The sequence below is a fragment of the Candidatus Binatus sp. genome, from assembly GCF_030646925.1.
Lineage (GTDB): Bacteria > Desulfobacterota > Binatia > Binatales > Binataceae > Binatus.
Genome location: NZ_JAUSKL010000076.1, coordinates 13,218 through 32,437, shown reverse-complemented (window position 1 = coordinate 32,437; position 19,220 = coordinate 13,218). Strand labels below are relative to the sequence as shown.

The 19,220-nt window shown below is 59.9% G+C and carries 16 protein-coding genes; 10 read left to right on the top strand and 6 right to left on the bottom strand.

Annotated features, from left to right (window positions below; all coding sequences use genetic code 11):
• The first annotated feature begins 33 nt into the window (after positions 1-33).
• The gene (locus Q7S58_RS13420; RefSeq protein ID WP_304826409.1) at positions 34-492 is read left to right on the top strand and encodes a MaoC family dehydratase; all 459 of its coding nucleotides are present in this window, start codon (positions 34-36) and stop codon (positions 490-492) included.
• On the opposite strand, the gene Q7S58_RS13415 is transcribed toward Q7S58_RS13420, so the two are convergent.
• Together Q7S58_RS13415 and Q7S58_RS13410 are read right to left on the bottom strand one after the other, a co-directional pair.
• Entirely contained in the window at positions 482-1,582 is a 1,101-nt protein-coding gene (locus tag Q7S58_RS13415) for a phosphotransferase family protein (RefSeq protein ID WP_304826405.1), read from the bottom strand. The two genes, Q7S58_RS13420 and Q7S58_RS13415, sit on opposite strands and share 11 nt — an antisense overlap.
• Before the next feature lie 85 nt (positions 1,583-1,667).
• A complete protein-coding gene (locus tag Q7S58_RS13410; RefSeq protein ID WP_304826402.1) occupies positions 1,668-2,858 on the bottom strand; it encodes an acyl-CoA dehydrogenase family protein in 1,191 nt (396 codons plus the stop codon).
• A gap of 219 nt (positions 2,859-3,077) precedes the next feature.
• Here Q7S58_RS13410 and Q7S58_RS13405 point away from each other — a divergent pair, with 219 nt between their 5' ends.
• From Q7S58_RS13405 to Q7S58_RS13380, 6 genes are all read left to right on the top strand, one after another.
• Positions 3,078-3,389: a BrnT family toxin gene (locus Q7S58_RS13405; RefSeq protein ID WP_304826399.1), complete on the top strand. Its 312-nt coding sequence runs from the start codon at positions 3,078-3,080 to the stop codon at positions 3,387-3,389.
• Complete coding sequence (locus Q7S58_RS13400; protein ID WP_304826396.1) at positions 3,386-3,691, top strand: BrnA antitoxin family protein; 306 nt, start codon at positions 3,386-3,388, stop codon at positions 3,689-3,691. The genes Q7S58_RS13405 and Q7S58_RS13400 overlap by 4 nt, the downstream gene beginning before the upstream one ends.
• A 109-nt stretch (positions 3,692-3,800) precedes the next feature.
• Complete coding sequence (locus Q7S58_RS13395) at positions 3,801-4,151, top strand: hypothetical protein (RefSeq protein WP_304826393.1); 351 nt, start codon at positions 3,801-3,803, stop codon at positions 4,149-4,151.
• A 167-nt stretch (positions 4,152-4,318) separates the two neighbouring features.
• Positions 4,319-5,647, top strand: a complete 1,329-nt coding sequence (locus Q7S58_RS13390) for a TolC family protein (protein ID WP_304826389.1) — start codon at positions 4,319-4,321, stop codon at positions 5,645-5,647.
• Positions 5,644-7,155 (top strand): FixH family protein, encoded by a 1,512-nt coding sequence (locus Q7S58_RS13385; protein ID WP_304826385.1) that lies wholly within the window; start codon positions 5,644-5,646, stop codon positions 7,153-7,155. The genes Q7S58_RS13390 and Q7S58_RS13385 overlap by 4 nt, the downstream gene beginning before the upstream one ends.
• Before the next feature lie 9 nt (positions 7,156-7,164).
• Positions 7,165-10,302 carry an efflux RND transporter permease subunit gene (locus tag Q7S58_RS13380; protein ID WP_304826382.1) on the top strand — a complete coding sequence of 1,046 codons (3,138 nt, stop codon included), beginning with the start codon at positions 7,165-7,167 and terminating at the stop codon, positions 10,300-10,302.
• Positions 10,303-10,435: 133 nt separating this feature from the next.
• Here Q7S58_RS13380 and Q7S58_RS13375 read toward each other — a convergent pair whose 3' ends face one another.
• Genes Q7S58_RS13375 through Q7S58_RS13365 form a run of 3 tightly spaced genes read right to left on the bottom strand, consistent with a single transcriptional unit; the run spans position 10,436 to position 12,232 of the window.
• A complete protein-coding gene (locus tag Q7S58_RS13375) occupies positions 10,436-11,035 on the bottom strand; it encodes a hypothetical protein (protein WP_304826379.1) in 600 nt (199 codons plus the stop codon).
• Entirely contained in the window at positions 11,032-11,424 is a 393-nt protein-coding gene (locus Q7S58_RS13370) for a hypothetical protein (RefSeq protein WP_304826376.1), read from the bottom strand. Before Q7S58_RS13370 ends, Q7S58_RS13375 begins: the two co-directional genes overlap by 4 nt.
• Entirely contained in the window at positions 11,417-12,232 is an 816-nt protein-coding gene (locus tag Q7S58_RS13365; protein WP_304826373.1) for a TIGR04255 family protein, read from the bottom strand. Before Q7S58_RS13365 ends, Q7S58_RS13370 begins: the two co-directional genes overlap by 8 nt.
• Positions 12,233-12,780: 548 nt before the next feature.
• On the opposite strand from Q7S58_RS13365, the gene Q7S58_RS13360 reads away from it, so the two are divergent.
• Both Q7S58_RS13360 and Q7S58_RS13355 read left to right on the top strand, forming a co-directional pair.
• Positions 12,781-15,375 carry a DUF3458 domain-containing protein gene (locus tag Q7S58_RS13360; protein ID WP_304826369.1) on the top strand — a complete coding sequence of 865 codons (2,595 nt, stop codon included), beginning with the start codon at positions 12,781-12,783 and terminating at the stop codon, positions 15,373-15,375.
• Positions 15,376-15,385: 10 nt separating this feature from the next.
• Positions 15,386-16,240 carry a polysaccharide deacetylase gene (locus Q7S58_RS13355; RefSeq protein ID WP_304826366.1) on the top strand — a complete coding sequence of 285 codons (855 nt, stop codon included), beginning with the start codon at positions 15,386-15,388 and terminating at the stop codon, positions 16,238-16,240.
• Positions 16,241-16,739: 499 nt separating this feature from the next.
• On the opposite strand, the gene Q7S58_RS13350 is transcribed toward Q7S58_RS13355, so the two are convergent.
• Entirely contained in the window at positions 16,740-16,997 is a 258-nt protein-coding gene (locus tag Q7S58_RS13350) for a hypothetical protein (protein ID WP_304826363.1), read from the bottom strand.
• Here Q7S58_RS13350 and Q7S58_RS22205 point away from each other — a divergent pair.
• A complete protein-coding gene (locus tag Q7S58_RS22205) occupies positions 16,908-19,097 on the top strand; it encodes a S8 family serine peptidase (RefSeq protein ID WP_370655517.1) in 2,190 nt (729 codons plus the stop codon). The two genes, Q7S58_RS13350 and Q7S58_RS22205, sit on opposite strands and share 90 nt — an antisense overlap.
• Positions 19,098-19,220: the final 123 nt, after the last annotated feature.

Below are 19,220 nucleotides of genomic sequence, written 5' to 3'. Positions count from 1 at the left end.
GCTCGACGCTGAAATCAATCGGGAAGGTTAATTATGTCGGGACTATATTTCGAAGAGTTCGAAATTGGACGGGTCTTCAAGCACGCGATCACGCGCACCATCACCGAAACCGACAATCTGCTGTTCTGCGCGCTGACGCATAATCCGCAGCCGCTGCATCTCGACGCCGAATTTGCGAAGGGCACCGAGTTCGGCCAGCGCATCGTCAATAGCATCTTCACGCTCGGCCTGATGATCGGCGTGTCGGTCGGCGACACCACGCTCGGCACCACCATCGCCAACCTCGGGATGCCCGATACGCGCTTCGCTCACCCGGTTTTTATTGGCGATACGCTGCGCGCGGAGACCACCGTCGGCGAGAAGCGCGAAAGCCGTTCGCGCCCCGACGCGGGAATCGTGCTGTTCGAGCATCGATGCTTCAATCAGCGCGGTGAAGAAGTTGCGTACTGCAAACGCTCGGCGCTGATGCGCAAGCGTCCGGCTAATCCCTGAACCCGATCCGCGACGCGACTCGCGCCGCCGCAATCGCAAGCGCCGGGGCCATCGGGCCCATCAGCTCGAAGCGCGGATCGGTCGTCTGTCCGCGCACGAAGCGCACGTAGATCTGCTCGACGACGGTCGCGGTTTTCCAGTGCGCCCACGACCAGTAGAACGGGATCCGGCTCACGTCGCGGCCGGTGCGACTCGAGTATCGATGCAATAGTTCGTCGCGCGTTAGAAATCCCGGTCGCATCGTATGCGCCTCGCCCTGCGACGTCGCGAGCAATTCCTCGGGATCGGATTGCTCGCGCCAATAGTTCATCGAGGTGCCCAAATCGATCAGCGGATCGCCGATCGTCGCCATCTCCCAGTCGAACACGCCGACCACTTCGCCGGGATTATCCGCGCCCAGCATGATGTTGTGCAGGTAGAAGTCGTTGTGAATCAACGTTGGCGGCGGCGAGTCCGGCAGGTTGTCGAGGTACCATGCGCCAAGCTTTTCCATCAGTGGCACCTCGCGCGTTTTCGCTTTTTCCCAGCGCGCCATCCAGCCGGTGATCTGCCGCTTGACGAATCCGTCTGGCTTGCCGAGTCCGCCGAGTCCGATCGCCGCGTAATCGACGCTGTGCAGATCCGCAAGCGTATCGATGAAGCCCTCCGAGATCGCGCGGTATGTCTCGGGCTTGGTGCCGAGTTCCTCGGGCAACGGCTGACGCATCTTGATCACGAACCCGTTGCGCCGCTCCATCACGAAAAACGGTGCGCCAACGATTGACGGGTCGTCGCTGTAGAGCATCCCGCGCGGCGCCGGCTTGAACGCTTCCCACAGCCGCGAGAGCACCCGGTATTCGCGCCCCATGTCGTGCCCGCCCACCGGCAGCGGTCCGAACGGTGGCCGGCGCATCACCCACTCGCGATCGCGAAAGCGCAGCAGGTAGGTCAGGTTCGACGATCCGCCGCGAAACTGCTTGACCGTCATCGGCGTGTCGGCGCCGGGGATTTTGTCGCGCAGATAATTCGCGAGCTTGTCCCAGTCCAGCACTTCTTCTTCGCGGACGTCGCCGAACTCTGGAACGATTTCTACTTGGGTTACTTCAGCCATGCGCCCGATTATACGACGAGTCGTGAATTTCGCGATAATCGCGCAAGCGCCCGCACCGGCACGAGCGCCCGCGTGATTGGTTCGACTAGCGATACTTGCGCAGTTCGCGGCGCGCGATCGTCATCCGATGCACTTCGTCGGGGCCGTCCGCGATTCTGAGCGCGCGGCTGTCGCGCCACATCCGCGCCATCGGGAAATCGTCGCTGACGCCGGCCGCGCCGTGGACCTGGATTGAGCGATCCAGTACGCGCATCACCATGTTCGCGCACATCACCTTGATCTCCGCGATTTCGTTGCGCGCGTTGCGCTTGCCCTCGGTGTCCATTTTCCACGCCGCGTTCATCACCATCAGGCGGCACGAATCGATCTCGATGCGCGAGTCCGCGATCCATTCCTGGATGTTCGCCTTGTCCGCGAGCAGGCTGCCGTGCGTGAAGCGCGTGTTCGCCCGCTTGCACATCAGTTCCATCGCGCGCTCCGCGATTCCGATGGTGCGCATGCAATGATGGATGCGTCCCGGGCCGAGCCGCGCCTGCGAAATCGCGAAACCGCCGCCCTCTTCGCCGAGCAGGTTCGTCACCGGCACCCGGCAGTCCTTATAGATGACTTCGCAATGGCCGCCGCCGCCCGTATGTCCCATCACCGACACCGGCCGAATCAGGTTGAAGCCCGGCGCGTCGATCGGGACGATTATCTGGCTGGCGCGGCGATGCGGTTCCGCGTCGGGATCGGTCACCACCATCGCGATCGCGAAGCTGGCGCCGATCGCGTTCGAGGTGAACCACTTGTGCCCGTTGATTACGTAGTTGTCGCCGTCGCGCACCGCGCGCGTCTTCAGCATCGTCGGATCCGATCCCGGAGTGTCGGGCTCCGTCATCGAGAAGCAGGTGCGAATTTCGCCGTCGAGACACGGCTGTAGCCACTGCTTTTTCTGCTCGGGCGTGCCGAACTCGGTCAGGATTTCCATGTTGCCGGTATCGGGCGCCATGCAGTTGAACGCGCGCGCGCCGATGGCGCTTTTGCCCATCAATTCGCACAGCGGAGCGTATTCGTGGTTCGACAGGCCGCCGCCGAATTTTTCGTCCGGCAGGAAAAGATTCCACAATCCCTCGGCCTTGGCCTTCTTGCGGACGTCTTTCAGGACTTGCGGTTCCGTATTTCCGCTCTCGCCCATCGCGAGTTGCACTTCCTTCTCGATAGGCATCACGTTTTGGTCCATGAAATCGGCGACGCGTTTCTGCAATTTTTGTACTTTCGGGCTGAGCGAAAAGTCCATTTCGATCCTCGCGAGTTCTGATGATGTGTATGGCAACACGTAACCCACTTCGCCAACAAATGGAAGCCGCGCGCCACACCAGTCTGGCTGCAAGATTGGCTGAAGCGCACGGTACCGGGCTCCATTCGTCCTGCCAAGGCTCCGCGGAACCGGTTGCATCCGTCGATCAGGCGGGTGCCTAACCAGCGGTGTTTCCAAGTATGGACGAATCTGTATACAATGGTTCAATACAAGCCAATGGAGCGAATCGCAGGCTGCGCAGGGTTTCAATGGGACGACGGCAATTCGGCGAAGATTTCGGAACGACACGGTGTTTCGCCCGCAGAATGCGAACAAGCGTTCTTCAACAGCCCTTTGATCGTTGCCGATGACAACAAGCATTCCGCAAACGAGGCTCGCTTTTACGCGCTCGGCCAATCAGACTCGGGCCGGCTATTGTTTGTTGCCTTCACAGTGCGAGAGAAACTCATTCGCGTAATTTCGGCGCGGGACATGAGCCGCAGGGAAAGGAAGATTTACCTTTCATCATGAATCGAAAAATTCCAAAGTTCAAAAGCGAAGCCGAGGAACGCAAGTTTTGGTCGAGCCACGATTCAGTCGATTACATCGATTGGCGACGCGGTAAACGTGCGGTTCTGAGTGACTTACGGCCGTCGGCCCACGCCATATCGATTCGTCTGCCACAGGCGATGATCGACGAACTCAAGCTAATTGCCAATAAACGCGACGTTCCGTATCAGTCGCTGCTTAAGATTTTTATTGCCGAACGCTTGCAGCAGGAGCGTCAGTCGCAGCATGCGCTGAAGGAGACAGCCTTTCGTTATCGCAAATAGGTAATCGTTTGTGCCGACCGCAAGCTGGAGGCTCCGAGTAGGTGCGGATTCCGCCATCCGATTTCCGCAGTTGCCATGCGCGATTCGCCCGCGTAGCCTTGAGGGCCAAGTGAAGCGACTCGTGACATTGGTGCTGGCATTCCTGCTCGTCGCCGGCGGATGGAACGCGATCAAGTGTTCGCCTGCCGACGCCGCGTCGCCGGATTGCTGCGATTCGTCATGCCCGCCGCCGTCGCGCATCGACGTATCGCAATGCTGCACGATTTCCGCCCGCGGCGAATCCGTCGAAGTTGCTCCTCGCACCGCGACCGCATCGCAACTCGAGCGGCCCGCGTCGTTCTCGTCGATGCTCGCGATTCAACCGCTCCTCGCGTCGCATCGGATTGCTAATATTCTCGCGCCCGACCGTTCGCCTCCGTCCGCAGTCCCGCTCTCGCGTCTCTGCTCGTTGCAAATCTGATCGCGCCCCTTCGATTTCGCCTGCGCGAATCGCAGCCTTGGTGCGCCCAATGTTGGCGTTCATCTAGCCGCGATTCGTACGCCGCCGATGCGCCCAAAAATCGCATCGGAACAGAAATGCCGCGCTGAACTTGCGGCACTGGATCCCAATTTTGGATAGGTACGGAAATGTCGCGGAAATTCTATTCTCGACGATCGCTGGCCGCGATCATGCTCGTGCTATACACGATCGCGATCGCAAAAGAGGTCTCGGCGCGCGCTGCCGATAGCAATTCATCGGACGTCGATACGGCGCCCGTCGCCGTTCGCGCCGGCACTGACGATATCGAAGCATTGGTCGCCGAGGCGATGCGCCAAAGCCCGCTCGTCGCAGCGGCAAGAAGCCATTGGCGCGCGCTAGAGAAGGCGCCGATCCAGGTCTCGACGCTGCCCGATCCGGAAATCGCGTTGCAACATTTCACCGTCGGCAGTCCGCAGCCGTTCTCGGGTTACGAAACCAGCGACTTCTACTACACCGGCTTCGGCGCGACGCAGGAAATCCCGGGCCCGGGCAAGCTCAGCCTCCGCGCGAAGCAGGCGCACAAGGATGCCGACTATGCGCGCGCCGCCTTCGAAGCAGCGCAGCGTTCAGTGGCCGAGAAAGTGCGCGAGAGTTGCTTTAATCTCTTCTACCTCGCCAAGACCTCGGCGGTGTTGCGCGAGAATCGCGCCCTGCTGCAACGGATCGAACGCATAGTCGAAGAAGGTTACCGCGTCGGCGGCGGTATCCAGCAGGATGTCACCAAGGCGCAGCTTCACATGACCGCGCTGCTCCGCGAAATTGAAATGAATCGTTTTCAAATCGACCAGCAGCAAGCCGAGCTGAAGGCGATTCTTGGACGCGAAATCGATTCGCACGAAATCCGGATCGGCGACCTCAAGCCCTCGCGCTTCGATCTCGATGCGCCGCGGATTCGGAGCCTAGTCGCGGCGGAGTCGCCCGAATTGCGGATGGCGATTGCGATGTCGGCGCGCTCCAGCGATTCGCTCGAACTCGCGCGCCGCGACTACTGGCCCGATTTTTCGCTCGGCTACATGTACCAGAAAGCCGGCCCCGGCCTGCGCGACTACTACATGCTCTCAGTCGGCGCCAAGGTGCCGCTTTATTTCTGGCGCAAGCAGGCGCCCGCCGTCGAACAGGCCGCGCTCGAAAAACAAGCCGCGACCGACCAGGTGCGCGCCGCGCGTCTCGAAGCCGATTCCGGGGTCGAGCGCCAGATCGTCGCGATTCGCACCGCCGATCGCATCGTCGCGCTCTACCGCGATGGCCTGATTCCGCAATCGACCGCGACTCGTGCCGCCGCCTTCAGTGCGTACAGCGCAGGCAAAGTCGATTTTCAGACGCTGCTCTCGGCCGTGATCGATGTGCATAGTCTCACCCAGGAGTACTACCGCGCGATCGCGGATCACGAAACAGCGATCGCCAAACTCAAGCAAATCATCGGTGAGCAATCATGATTGCCCGCGTATTTCATCGCATGGTTAACCCTGCTGTGATCGCGGCTCTCGCTGCGATGCTCGCGATCTTTTCTCTCGATTCGGCGAGAGCGCAACCGCCCGGCCCCGTGCCCGCGACGCTCGCGCCGATTCAACTCACGCCCGAACGCCGCCAGTTGATCGGGGTGAAATTCGCGACCGTCGAGCGCCGCGACGTCTCGGAGCATCTCGAGACCACCGGCTCGATCGAGCCCGACGAGAAATTGCAAAGCTACGTGCAGACCCGTTTTTCAGGATGGATTCAGAAAGTATTCGCGAATCAAACCTGGCAATCAGTGCGCAAGGGCCAGCCGCTGTTTACGATCTACAGCCCCGACCTGGTCAGCACTGAGCATGAATATCTGCTCGCGCTGAAAGAGCAGAGCCGCGTGCAGTCGAGCGATATCGAAGATGTGGCCGACGGCGCGAATTCGCTGGTCGAGTCCGCCGCCGAGCGCCTCCGCCAGTGGAACGTCGCGCCGAGCGAGATTGCGCGTCTGAAGCGCGAGCGCACCGTCGGCGGCGCAGTCGCGATCGACTCGCCGATGACCGGCGTCATCTCCGATCGCGCAGCTCAGCCCAACATGTACGTCCAGCCCGAGACCCGCCTCTTCACCATCATCGATCTCTCCCGCGTCTGGATTTACGCCGCCGTGTTCCAGGATCAGATCGGCAAGCTTCGCATCGGCGATCCCGCGATCGTCACCGTGGACGCATACCCCGGCGAGAAATTCGAAGGCCGCGTGGATTTCATTCAGCCGCAGATCGATCCGATGACGCGCACCGCTAAAGTTCGCTGCGAATTTGTCAATCGCAAGGGGATGCTGATGCCCGGGATGTTCGCGAGGGTCGCGATTCATCTGCCGCTCGGGGTTCAGGTGGTCATCCCCGAAAGCGGCGTGATTCGCACCGGGCTGCGTAATGTCGCATTCGTCGATCGCGGCGACGGCTACCTGACGCCGACCGAAGTTGAACTGGGGCCGCGCGTCGGCGCCGATCAAATCGTGCTGAAGGGACTCAAGCCCGGCGATCGCATCGTCGGCTCCGCAAATTTCCTGATCGATTCGGAGAGCCAGTTGCAAGCCGCCGCGGGCGCGTATGTTCCGCCGCCGCCGGGCATCGCCGCGAATTCTGAATCGCCGGTGGCTGCGGAAAATCAGAGCGCTGCGAAAGTCGAAATGACCACCGATCCATCGCCACCCAAGCGCGGCTCGAACAAACTTCGCATCGCGCTCCACGACGCCTCCGGAAAGCCGATCGCGAACGCCAAAGTGTCGATCACCTTTTTCATGGCTGCGATGCCCGCGATGGGGATGGCGGCGATGCGCGCGCAAGTTGCCGCATCCGATCAAGGTGATGGCGCGTACTCGGTGTCGCTCGATCTGCCGAGTGGCGGCACCTGGCAGGTGACGATCGTGGCGACCAAGGAAGGCCGCGCGATCGCGACCAATCAATTCAACGTGTCGGTCACCGGCCCGATGTCGATGTGAGGTCGCGCGATGATTGAACGAACTATCGCATGGTGCAGCCGTAATCGCTTTCTCGTTTTGCTCGCGACCGCCGCGCTGGCATTCGCCGGACTCTGGTCGCTCAGGCGAATCCCGCTCGACGCGCTGCCGGACATCTCCGACGTGCAAGTGATCGTGCATACGCAGTGGATGGGTCAGCCGCCCAGCCTGATCGAGGACCAGGTGACCTATCCAATTGTCACCACGATGCTCGCGGCGCCGCATGTCAAAGCCGTTCGCGCGCAAACGATGCCCAACGATTCGTACGTGTTCGTCGTGTTCGAGGACGGCACCGACATCTATTGGGCGCGCAGCCGCGTGCTCGAGTACCTGCAGCAAATCGCCGGCAAACTGCCAGTCGGCGTGAATCCCGCGATCGGCCCCGACGCCACCGGCGCCGGCTGGGTTTACGAATACGTCATCCTTGATCGCCGCCACAATCTGAGCCTCGCCGATTTGCGCAGCCTGCAGGATTGGAACATCCGCTACGCGCTCGAAACCGTGCCGGGCGTGGCCGAAGTCGCGACTATCGGCGGCTTCGTCAAGCAGTACCAGGTCAAGCTCGATCCCAACCGTTTGCTCGCGCTCAAGGTTCCACTGAAAACCGTCATCGAAAAAATCCAGGACAGCAATTCCGAAGTCGGCGGGCGCGTGCTCGAGATGTCGGGCGCGGATTACATGGTGCGCGGCCTCGGCTACGTCAAGTCGCTCGCCGACCTCGAGCAGATCGCCGTCGCCAGCGAGGGCGGCACGCCGGTGCTAATCAAGGATCTCGGCGTCGTGAGCTTCGGACCCGATCTGCGCGAGGGCGTCGCGGAATGGAACGGCGAGGGCGAGGCCGTCGGCGGCATCGTCGTGATGCGCTACGGCCAGAACGCCTTGAACGTTATCGACGGCGTTAAGCGGAAGATCGCCGAGGTTCGCAAAACGTTGCCGCCGGGCGTCGAAATCGTCGCCGGCTACGATCGCGCAGGACTAATCGAAGGCTCGATCGGCACGCTCCAGCGCGACCTGATTGCCGAAGCGATCATCGTGAGCCTCGTCATCATCATATTCCTGTTTCACGTGCGCTCCGCCCTGATTCCGATCCTCACGCTGCCGCTCGCCGTCCTCGCAACCTTCATCCCGATGTATTTCCTGCAAGTCAGCTCGAACATCATGTCGCTCGGCGGACTCGCGCTCGCAGTCGGCGTGCTGGTGGACGCATCGATCGTGATGGTCGAGAACGGCTATCGCCATCTCTCGGAACGGATGCGCGATGCCGACGCTCAGGGCACTTCCATCTCCGAGCCTGAGCGCCATCGCATTCTGTTTGCCGCCGCGAATCAGGTCGGACGCCCGATTTTTTTCTCGCTGATGATTATCGTCGTGTCTTTCCTGCCTGTCTTTATGCTCGAGTCGCAGGAAGGACGGATGTTCCGTCCGCTCGCCTACACCAAGACTTTTGCGATCACATTTTCATCGGTGCTGGCGATCACGATCGTCCCCATTTTGATGGTGCTGCTGATTCGCGGCCGTCTGCGTCCCGAAGAGGATAATCCGCTCTCGCGATTTTTTCAGAACTTGTATCGGCCGGTGATCCGCTGGTGCCTCGATCATCGCGCGCTCACGATCGCCGCGAATCTCATTTTCCTCGCCTTGACCGTGCCGCTGATGTTCCGCATCGGCAGCCAGTTCATGCCGCCGCTGTACGAGGAAGCGAGTCTCTATATGCCGACCGCGCTGCCCGGCATCTCGATTGCCTCGGCGTCGGCGCTGCTGCAAAAGCAGGACGCGATCATTCGCTCGTTCCCCGAAGTCGAAACCGTGTTCGGCACCGTTGGACGTTCCGATAGCGCCACCGACAACGCCCCGATGGACATGTTCGACACCACCATCATGCTGAAGCCGCGCAGCCTCTGGCGCGCCGGCATGACCTACGAAAAACTGGTCGCCGAGATGGACGCGCGCCTCCATTTCCCCGGCCTTTCCAACTCGTGGACGATGCCGGTCGAGAATCGTCTCGACATGGAACTCACCGGCATCAAGACCCCGGTCGGAATAAAGATTCAGGGCCCCGATCTCACCGTGATTCAAAAGATCGGTTCCGAGATCGAGGAAATCCTCACCGGCGTCGAGGGCACTCGCGGCGTGTTCGCCGAACGCGTGTCGCAAGGATTTTACATCGACGTCAACGTCGATCGCGCCGAGGCCGCGCGCTACGGTCTCACCGTCGGCGACGTGCAACTCGCCGTGAAATCCGGCATCGGCGGCGAAAATATCGCGACCACCGTGCAGGGACGCGAGCGCTATCCGATCAACGTCCGCTATCTCGCCGACTATCGCGACAATCTCGACAAGCTGCGCCGCGTGCTGCTGATGACCCCGTCGGGCGCGCAAATTCCGCTCGGCGAAGTCGCGCGCATCGCGCTGGGCTCGGGGCCCACCATGATTCGCGATGAAGACGCGCTTCTGACCGGCTACGTTTATATCGATCTCGCCAGCACCGATTACGGCACTTACGTCGCCCGCGCACAGCGCACGCTCGCGCGCGATCTGCATTTGCCCACTGGCTATTCGCTCAAATGGTCCGGCGAGTACGAGTTTCAACTCCGCGCGCGGAGCCGCCTGCTGCTAATCGTGCCGATCGTCTTCGGCGTAATCTTCATCTTGCTGTACATCCTGTTCGAGTCGGCAGCCGAAGCCGCGGTGCTGATTCTTCCGTGCCTCTACGCGATGTCCGGCGGACTGGTGCTGCAATATTTCATGGGCTTCAACTTCAGCGTCGCGGTCTGGGTCGGATATATCGCGCTGTTCGGAATCGCGGTCGAAACCGGCGTCGTGATGGTCATTTATCTGCACGAAGCGCTCGATCGACGCATCGCCGAAGGCCCGATCGACAAGTCCGCGATCGCCGACGCCGCCGTCGAGGGCGCCGTGCAGCGCCTCCGGCCGAAGCTGATGACGGTCGCCGTCGTGATGCTCAGTCTCGCGCCGATCCTGTTCGAAAGTGGCGTCGGCTCCGATGTGATGAAACCGATCGCCGCGCCGATCGTCGGCGGCATGGTCACTTCAACTATCCACGTGCTGATTCTAGTGCCGGTGTTCTTCGCGATCATGAAAGAACGCGCCTTGCGCCTACGCCACTAGCAGATACACAAAGCGGAAGAGGATTTCCGAAACCTCACGCAGGTTTCGGGCTTCCCGTTGTGAAAGGATGCGGGCTCCGCCCTGCTAGTAGATGAGACGATCCAGAATCGTCACCAGCACTTTGCAGATCGGCCTACGATAGGTTTGATATCTGCACGTCTTGCGGCAAACCAACTCTCATGAAAAACCGCGCAAACGCTTGAGATAAATGCTCTCTGTATGGAGGTAGCACGCGCAATCGTTCATTTCCCGATTTCCTAATCCAAGCCTCCAAGAAATCGCGGGGAAGACTGAGGACCTCGTGAAAATCGACGATTTGAAGCGGAGTCTGAACATTGCCTTCGAAACGACTCTGAATCAGTGCGAGATTCCACTTGTGGCCATTTTTGACGTCGTTTAGAAACCTTCTCCAAGTTTCTGAGTTCGACTTCTGCCCATTCCTGTCTTGCACTTCTTTCCATTGGGAGTGGTACGTTGCCTCGATGTAGGCAGGACAAAGGATTACGTTTCGTACTTTATTTTGCTCGAGGTCGCAGGCTTGCGTCATCACGATAACGCGATCCGTCTCGACCGCGATAGACTCTTTCAACCTTTCCGCGTACTCGTCGTCGTTTTGGATCTCCGCCAAGTTGGAAATGGTGTCGAAAACTAAGACCGGGCAGGACTCGATTATGTCGCCCTGCGTCAACGGGGCGGTCACTGAAACTTCCTCGTACCAGGGATATTCGTTCACTCGTCATCATCCGCGGGAGCGGAGGCAACGATGAAGGGTCGCCGGGGTCCAATTACACGAATCGAAACATCTTTCATCGCAAACAGAACCGGTCGCTTTCTCGAAATCACAAACACATCTGACTCCGCCGACTCCTCAGACTCAGCCGAACCGAAAATGACGTCACGATTCGAAATCGCAACTTGCGTCTTGAACTCGTAGTTGCGGAATTCCTCGGCGAAGGGAGGCAACGTAGCGATCGCGATCGCCAGAGCGACCTTGCTCCAGGGCCTTAGCCTGAAGGGTCTTTCGATATCACCATCTTCACCAATCCGCACGCTGCCGGCGCTCTGAGCGAAGACTTCCGCCCCGTTGGCCGGTTCGACGGTTCGGTTAGAAACTTCAGTCATGATCTCGCCCCCAGATAGTATGCGCGTTCAGAGATGTCATCTCGGTGAAGGTCAGCACCGCACATTCGTGAGCAACCGCAAACCAATCCTTCAAGTCCGACCAGTCCGCCTTGGCTGGGCCCCTTGCCGTTAAATCAATCACAGCGACGCCTGCACCGTCCGTTGTGCGCGTGCCATGGCTGATGGAGACGTAAAGCGCTCCCTTCGACTCTGGCAAAGCGTACTTGACCCGAGAGACTACCGTCTCTAAGACCGATGGCAATTTCTCCTCTTGCGTTATCCACGAAAACATCGGAAGAAATTCCGCGAGCGCTAACGGGAAAGTTCCGGCGCTTCCAGTGACGTGGTTGATGTAAGACAGTTCGTATTGATTCGCCGATGGCGTCCCTATTCCTGAGGCGCTGAGGAACTCCAAAAAATTCCTCCAACCTTTGAGAAACCTTTCCTGAGCAGCCCCAAACCGAGGATACTCGTCGCTTTCCTTCTGCTTGCGCCAGTTGGACAGAAATCGTGACGGCTGAACCTGTAGAAGAAAGTTGCCCGTTCGGTCCTTGTAGAACACCCGCGGCAATGGAAGTTTCTCAAGCATTTGGGCGGCCGGCTTTAGCATCGACGGCGGCGTCCCCTCAAAAACCTCCATCAATGGCGGTTGGTCCTCGATTTCTGGATACTCTCCCTTTACAACATCCCAGAACTCGCCGAAGTGAACAGCCGAGAATTTTGCCAGCGAACCGAATTGTATCCCACAAACAGTCTCGACCAACGGCGGTCGGGTATAGTGCGCCAAGTGTCGATCTGGTTCGCTCATAACCTCAATCTTACGAATGGGAAATGATTTTTACCACCTGCACGATGAAAAAAACACCGCTCGGGGTTGATTTCTTCGTCCGTTAGGTCCACAGGCCGAGTCGATGACCCGCATTTGTATGTCGCCGGACGCGACAAAGTCGAAGAACCCCTGATCCATCCTCGCCGGCGGGAGTGGGAACCTGGTTTCCGAACACACGCCAGCATCCACTGAATGAGAATGACGAATCTGCGCGCGTTTACCGCTCTTCATATCGCTGCTTCTCGGGCGTGGTTCGAGCAGAGCATTGGTGCCTTTCCTCGAAACATAATGGGCCGTTCGAAATCACGCTAGGCACTAGATCGCGGCGGCCTCACGTCCAACTTCTTCGGTTCCTCTTTTTGTCCCACTCCCACTACTAACAGGGCGGAGCCCGCATCCTTTCGCCACGGGAAGCTCGAAACCTCGTGAGGTTTCGATTTTTCTTCTTCTCTCTTTTCTCGATGCCGCCGGCTTGCGCATCGCGCGAGCGTTTGCGTACCTGCGGCCCGGTTCGTAGGATCGCGGCCATGCACAAGCCGCGTTTATTCGATCAACTCGCATCCGAAATCGGCGACCGCGACGCATTCACGATCGCCTTCGCGCGCGGGCGCCGCGCGTTTCAGCCCGATCAGGTCGAACAGAAATGGGCGCGCGATCGCGCCGCCAACATCAAGCATATCAAGCTCGAAGTCGCGCTCGATTTTGCCGACAAACGAATCGCCGGCACCGCGACGCATCGATTGTCCGCGATCGTAGGCGGCGTCGACAAGCTCGAATTCGACGCACTCGAAATGCAAATCGATGCGGTGCGCGTCGCGAACGAACCCGCTTCGTTCGAGCACGCCGATGGCACGCTGCAAATTGCGCTGCCCCGCGCGCTCGCGGCCGGCGATGAAATCGAAATCGCGATCGATTATTCAGCGCGCCCGCGCCGCGGACTTTATTTCGTCGGTCCCGACGACGGCTATCCGCACAAACCCGTGCAGGCGTGGACGCAGGGCGAGGATGAAGATTCGCGCTACTGGTTTCCGTGCTACGACTACCCGAACAATCGCACCACCAGCGAAGTTATCGCGACCGTGCCGGAAAAATTCACCGCGATCTCGAACGGCGCGCTCGTCGAAACGACCTCGAATCGCGCCGCGAAGACGCGCACCTTTCATTGGCGCCACGAGGTGCCGCATTCCACGTATCTGATCACGCTGGCGGCCGGTGAGTTCGTTGTGATTGAAGAACGCGCAGGTGACACGCCGGTGACGTATTACGTCGCGCCGGGACGCGAGGACGACGCGCGCCGCGCCTTTGGCAACACGCCGAAGATGATTCAATTCTTCGAGCGCAAAATCGGCGTGCCCTATCCTTACGCCAAATATGCGCAGGTCGCCGTCAGCGATTTCATTTTCGGCGGGATGGAAAATTCCTCGGCGACGACCCAGACCGCCGACACGATGCACGACGCGCGCGCTCATCTCGATTTCAAGAGCGATCCGCTGGTTGCACACGAACTGGCGCATCAATGGTGGGGCGATTTGCTGACTTGCCGTGATTGGGCGCATGCGTGGCTGAACGAAGGATTTGCGACTTACTTCGAGGCGCTCTGGTGCGAGGAGAATCTCGGCGCCGACGAGTTCGCATGGAACGTCCGCCAGGATCGCGAGGGCTACCTCGACGAGGATTCGCATCGCTACCGCCGGCCGATTGTGTGCCATCGCTATCGCACGCCAATCGATCTTTTCGATCGTCATCTGTATGAGAAAGGCAGTCTCGTGCTGCACATGCTGCGGCGCACGGTTGGCGACGATCTATTCTTCAGCTCGCTGAATCTCTATTGCACGCGTCATCGCGGCGCCAACGTGATCACGCAGGATTTGCAGCGCGCCTTCGAGGACGCCACCGGACGCAATCTCGACAGGTTCTTCGACCAATGGGTGTACAAGGAAGGGCATCCGGAAATCGAAGTCTCGAGTTCCTTCGACGACAAGCGAAAGCTGCTCAGCGTCACTGTCAAGCAAACGCATAAGACCAGCGAGATGACGCCGGTGTTCAAGTTCCCCGTGACGATCGCGCTGATGGACGCCGACGGAAACGAGATTCGCCATCGCGTGGACATCAAGGAACGCGAGCAGGTGTTCAATTTCATCTGCGAGAAGGCGCCCAAAGCGGTGCGCTTCGATCCTGAGCACGACATCGTGAAAACGCTCAAGCATAAGCGGAGCCGCGAGGCGCTCGACGTCGAGTTGCGCCACGCCCCCGAGGCGATTGGTCGTGCGGCGGCCGCGCGCGAACTTGGCAATGAGGGAAGTCCCGACGCCACCGCGGCGCTGCGAACCGCGATGCTCGGTGACAAGTTCTGGGGCGTGCAGGCCGACGCGGCCAATGCGCTCGGCACGATTCGCACCGATGCAGCGCGCGACGCGCTGCTCGAAGGCCTTACGTTGCCGCATCCCAAGGCGCGGCGCGCGGTGGTGCGAGCGCTGGGAAATTTCCGCGGCGATAGCCGCGCGGCTGCGGCGCTCTCCGACGTGCTGGGGAAGGGCGACGAGAGCTACTTCGTCGAAGCCGAGGCTGCCCACGCGCTCGGCAAGACTCGCGACGCGCGCGCATTCGAGCATCTGAACGATGCGCTCACGCGCGAATCGTATCTCGACGTGATTCGTGCGCACGCGCTGGGCGGTCTTGCTGAAGCGCGCGACGACCGCGCGATCGATATCGCGCGCGACTGGACGAAGTATGGACAGCCGCCGCGCGCCCGCGTCGCCGCGATCGGTGCTCTGGCGCGATTCGCAGCGCTTAAGGAAAATCGGCGACTCGAAATTCTCGATTGGCTCACGCCGCTCTGCGACGACCGCGAGTTCATGGTCCGGATGCGAATTTCGGGCGCTCTGGCTGAGATTGGAGACGCGCGCGCTTTGCCTTTCTTGCAACGCCTGGCCAATCGCGATTTGGATGGCAGAGTGCAGCGCCATGCAAACGACGCGATCGCGTCGATCAACGAAGGCCGCACGCGCGTCGAAGAAGGACAGCGGCTTCGCGAGGATATCGACAAAATGCGCGACGACAACAAAAAGCTGCAGATGCGGCTCGATAAGTTGGAGGCGCTCGCGCGCGACAAACAATCCTGAGGCGACGGCGATGGAAAAGAAAATTTCAGTCTGCCTGACATTCGACTTCGACGCGATCTCGCTCTGGCTCGGCGGCTTTCACGCGACTTCACTGAGCGCCATTTCCCGCGGCGAGTTCGGCCGCGTAGGCGCCGAGCGGCTGATCGCGATGCTCCGCGAATGGGGCATCAAATCGACCTGGTTCGTCCCCGGCCACAGCGCCGAAACCTATCCGCATATCATCGAGGCGCTGATGACCGACGGCCACGAAATCGGCAATCATGGCTACCTTCACACGCGCCCCAAGGACGCTGAAGACGAAGCCGAGATTCTCGATCGCGGCAATGAAGTGCTGACGCGGATGACCGGGCATCGTCCGCTGGGGCATCGATCGCCGGGCGCCGGTCTCAGTTACAACATGGTCGATCTGCTCCACGACCGCGGCTTTCTCTACGACTCGAGTCTGATGGGCGACGATTTTTCGCCCTACTATTTGCGCTCCGGCGACAACCCCTCGAATGACGGCCCGTACATCTTCGGCAAGGATATCGACGTCGTTGAGATTCCGTTCACCTGGGGCCTCGATGATTTTCCAGCGTTCGAATACTTCTCGAGCCGCAACGGAATCCAGCAGGGCCTGTCGTCCCCCAACGCGGTCTACGACATCTGGGCCGGCGATTTCGACTATCTCCACGATCGACTTGGCGAAGGCGTGTACACGCTCACGATGCATCCGCAGGTGATTGGCCGTGGGCATCGATTGCTGATGCTCGAGCGGCTGGTCCGCCATATCGGGAGCCATCGCGGAATCGAGTTCACGACGATGGCCAATGTCGCGCGAAGCTGGAAGGAATCTCACCCGCTTTCATCGCGAGACGCGAACTGACCAAGCCTGCTCGATCGACGAACAAACCGCAGTTACCTATACGAAGCGTAGCTTATCTACGCTCCGGCCATCAATTTCATGAGTTTAAGACGCATCGTGCGTTGTATGAGGTTATTCTATGTTGTATTACTTTCCTGACTAAAATCGCGGGTCGGCGCTGATGGCTCAGCAATGATGTTTGCCCGACGCAGAGGAAGTCCCGATGGCCTCTCCCGAATCAGTAGTAGAACTTTCACGCAATCCGAGCCACGGCCATTCCGGAAAGTATCAAAGCGTCTGTCGCGCCGCCCGGCTGTGGCTTTTAGTCGCAGCTGTAGTTGTCATCACTGCTCCCGTGCTAAGAGCCGAACCCCTCAGCAAAAATGCGATCGCGCAGATTGAGGCGATCATGGCCGCGAAAGAGGCGCGCACTCCAGCGCAACGGAAAATTGATTCCAGACTCTTGGATGCAGCGCGGCAGCACAAGGGCATCGCGCCCGCGCCTGGTGTGCCGGAAATGCTAACTGGTGTGCAGGTCGAAAATGACGGCACGACAATCGTCGACATCAAGGCGAAGGTCACCGCTGCCGTACTGGCCAAAATCAGTGCGGTTGGCGGGACCGTGATCAACAGCTTTCCTCAGTACAACGCGATGCGCGCTTCTATACCGATCAACGCACTGGAAGATATGGCCGCGATGCCGGACGTCAAGTTCATCAAGCCCGCCGAGGAATTTGGCACTAATAAGGACGACACCAGCGAAGGCGACATCACTCATCGCGCCAACACCGCCCGGTCGACCTTCAGCATTAACGGTTCGGGGATCAAGGTTGGAGTCCTGTCTGACGGAGTGGACCCGTTGAGCACAGTACAGGCTACCGGGGATCTGCCGCCTAACTGCCCGGCTGGTCCGCCGTGCTTGCAGGTTCTGCCGGGAAAAGCTGGCAGCGGATCAGAGGGCAGCGCGATGCTGGAGATCGTCTTTGATCTTGCACCCGGTGCGAATCTGGCATTTGCCACTGCCAATGGAGGCCAAGCGGCCTTTGCGACTAACATCACATCGCTCCAGACGGCCGGAGCGAAGGTGATTGTGGACGATGTATTTTACTTCGCTGAGCCGGTTTTTCAGGACGGCATCATCGCTCAAGCGATCAGCGCAGCGGTCGCAAACGGAACAATTTACTTCTCTTCCTCAGGCAACGGCGGTAGCAAGAAGAAGGGGACGTCAGGCACCTGGGAAGGCAACTACGTTGCCACTACCTTGCCGGCGCCTTTCGATTCCGCCGTATACAAATCGGCACTCGATTTCGGCGGAGGACAGAACACCAATCCCATCACCAAAAATCCCCCCTTCGGAGCCGTGGTCTTACAATGGTCTGACCTATTTGGTGGCTCGAGCAACGACTACGATCTTTTCTTGCTTAACCCTGCCGGAACAAGCGTGGTCCTGTCGAGCACCAACTCTCAAAACGGAACCCAGGATCCTATCGAGCAACTGGGTTTCAGTGGGAATGCAACGGGCTTTCGTCTCGCGATAGTGCTTTTTCAGGGTTCGCCCCGATTCCTTCACCTGGATACCTTGCGTGGCCAGATTCAGTTCAACACCAATGGCAACACCGGTGGCCATTCCGCGGGCAAAAACACACTCGGCGTCGCCGCGGTGGATGTGGCTACGACAGGGTGTCCTTCGTGTGCGCCTTTCGTTGGCGGTGCGACCAACCCGGTAGAGGACTTCAGCTCCGATGGCCCGCGCAGGATTTTCTATAACCCCGACGGGACGGCGATCACTCCGGGGAATTTTCTTGCGAGCGGTGGCCTGCTTTTGCCTAAACCTGACATCACGGCTGCCGACGGGGTTACGACCGCGACTCCCGGGTTCGCCCCGTTCTTTGGCACCTCGGCGGCGGCGCCACATGCCGCCGCAATCGCGGCGCTGATGCTCTCACGTGCGTCAACCCTCACGCCCACACAGGTCAAGAGTATTTTGAGTTCCACCGCGCTCGACAACGAGGGTACGGGTGTCGATGTCAATTCCGGGGCAGGAATCGTCGATGCGCGGAACGCGGTAGCCGCCTCCACGAAAAGCGCGACTGCCACGCGGACTCCGACTGCTACGGCGACGGTAACCAGGACTGCAACCCGCACCGCAACTCGGACGGCCACCCGGACTCCGACCAGGACCGCCACCAAGACTGCAACCAGAACGCCGACCAGGACGGCAACCCGCACCGCGACTCGGACGGCTACCCGGACCCCGACCAAGACCGCAACCCGCACGGCAACTCGGACCCCGACCAGGACCGCCACCAAGACCGCAACTAGGACCGCCACGAGAACGCCGACCAAGACTGCAACCAAGACGGCCAGCAGGACTTCGACGAGAACCGCCACCAGAACCGCGACCCGTACTGCGACTCGAACTGCGAGTCGCACACCTACTGCTACGTTATCCAGGACGGCCACCCGGACTCCGACAGCTACCCGAACCCCAACTCGGACAGCGACCAGAACTGCAACTCGTACGGCAACGCGAACTCCTACCTCGACCGCAACGAGAACCGGGACCAAGACCGCAACTCGAACCGCGACTAAGACTTCGACGAGGACCGCCACCAGGACGGCTACGCGGACTCCCACCTCGACCGCGACCAGAACTGCTACGAGAACGGCGACCCGGACAGCCTCGCGAACTCCGACTTCGACGCTGACCGCGACGAAGACTTCTACCAAGACCGCAACCCGAACACCGACCGCCACCACGACGGTATCTAAGACCGCAACCAAAACTCCGACCCAGACTAAGACTGCAACCAGAACCGCAACAAGAACGGCTACCAGAACCGCGACTAGAACTCCAACCGCAACACCGACCACCTGAGTAGCGAGAACTCGCGAGGGCTAAGTCCAGAAGCAGCCTGCGAACAGTAAGCAAAAAGAAAGGCGCCCCGCCGGATGACGGAGCGCCTTTGTGTTAATAAGTAATTAGCAGCTAACCGCGTCG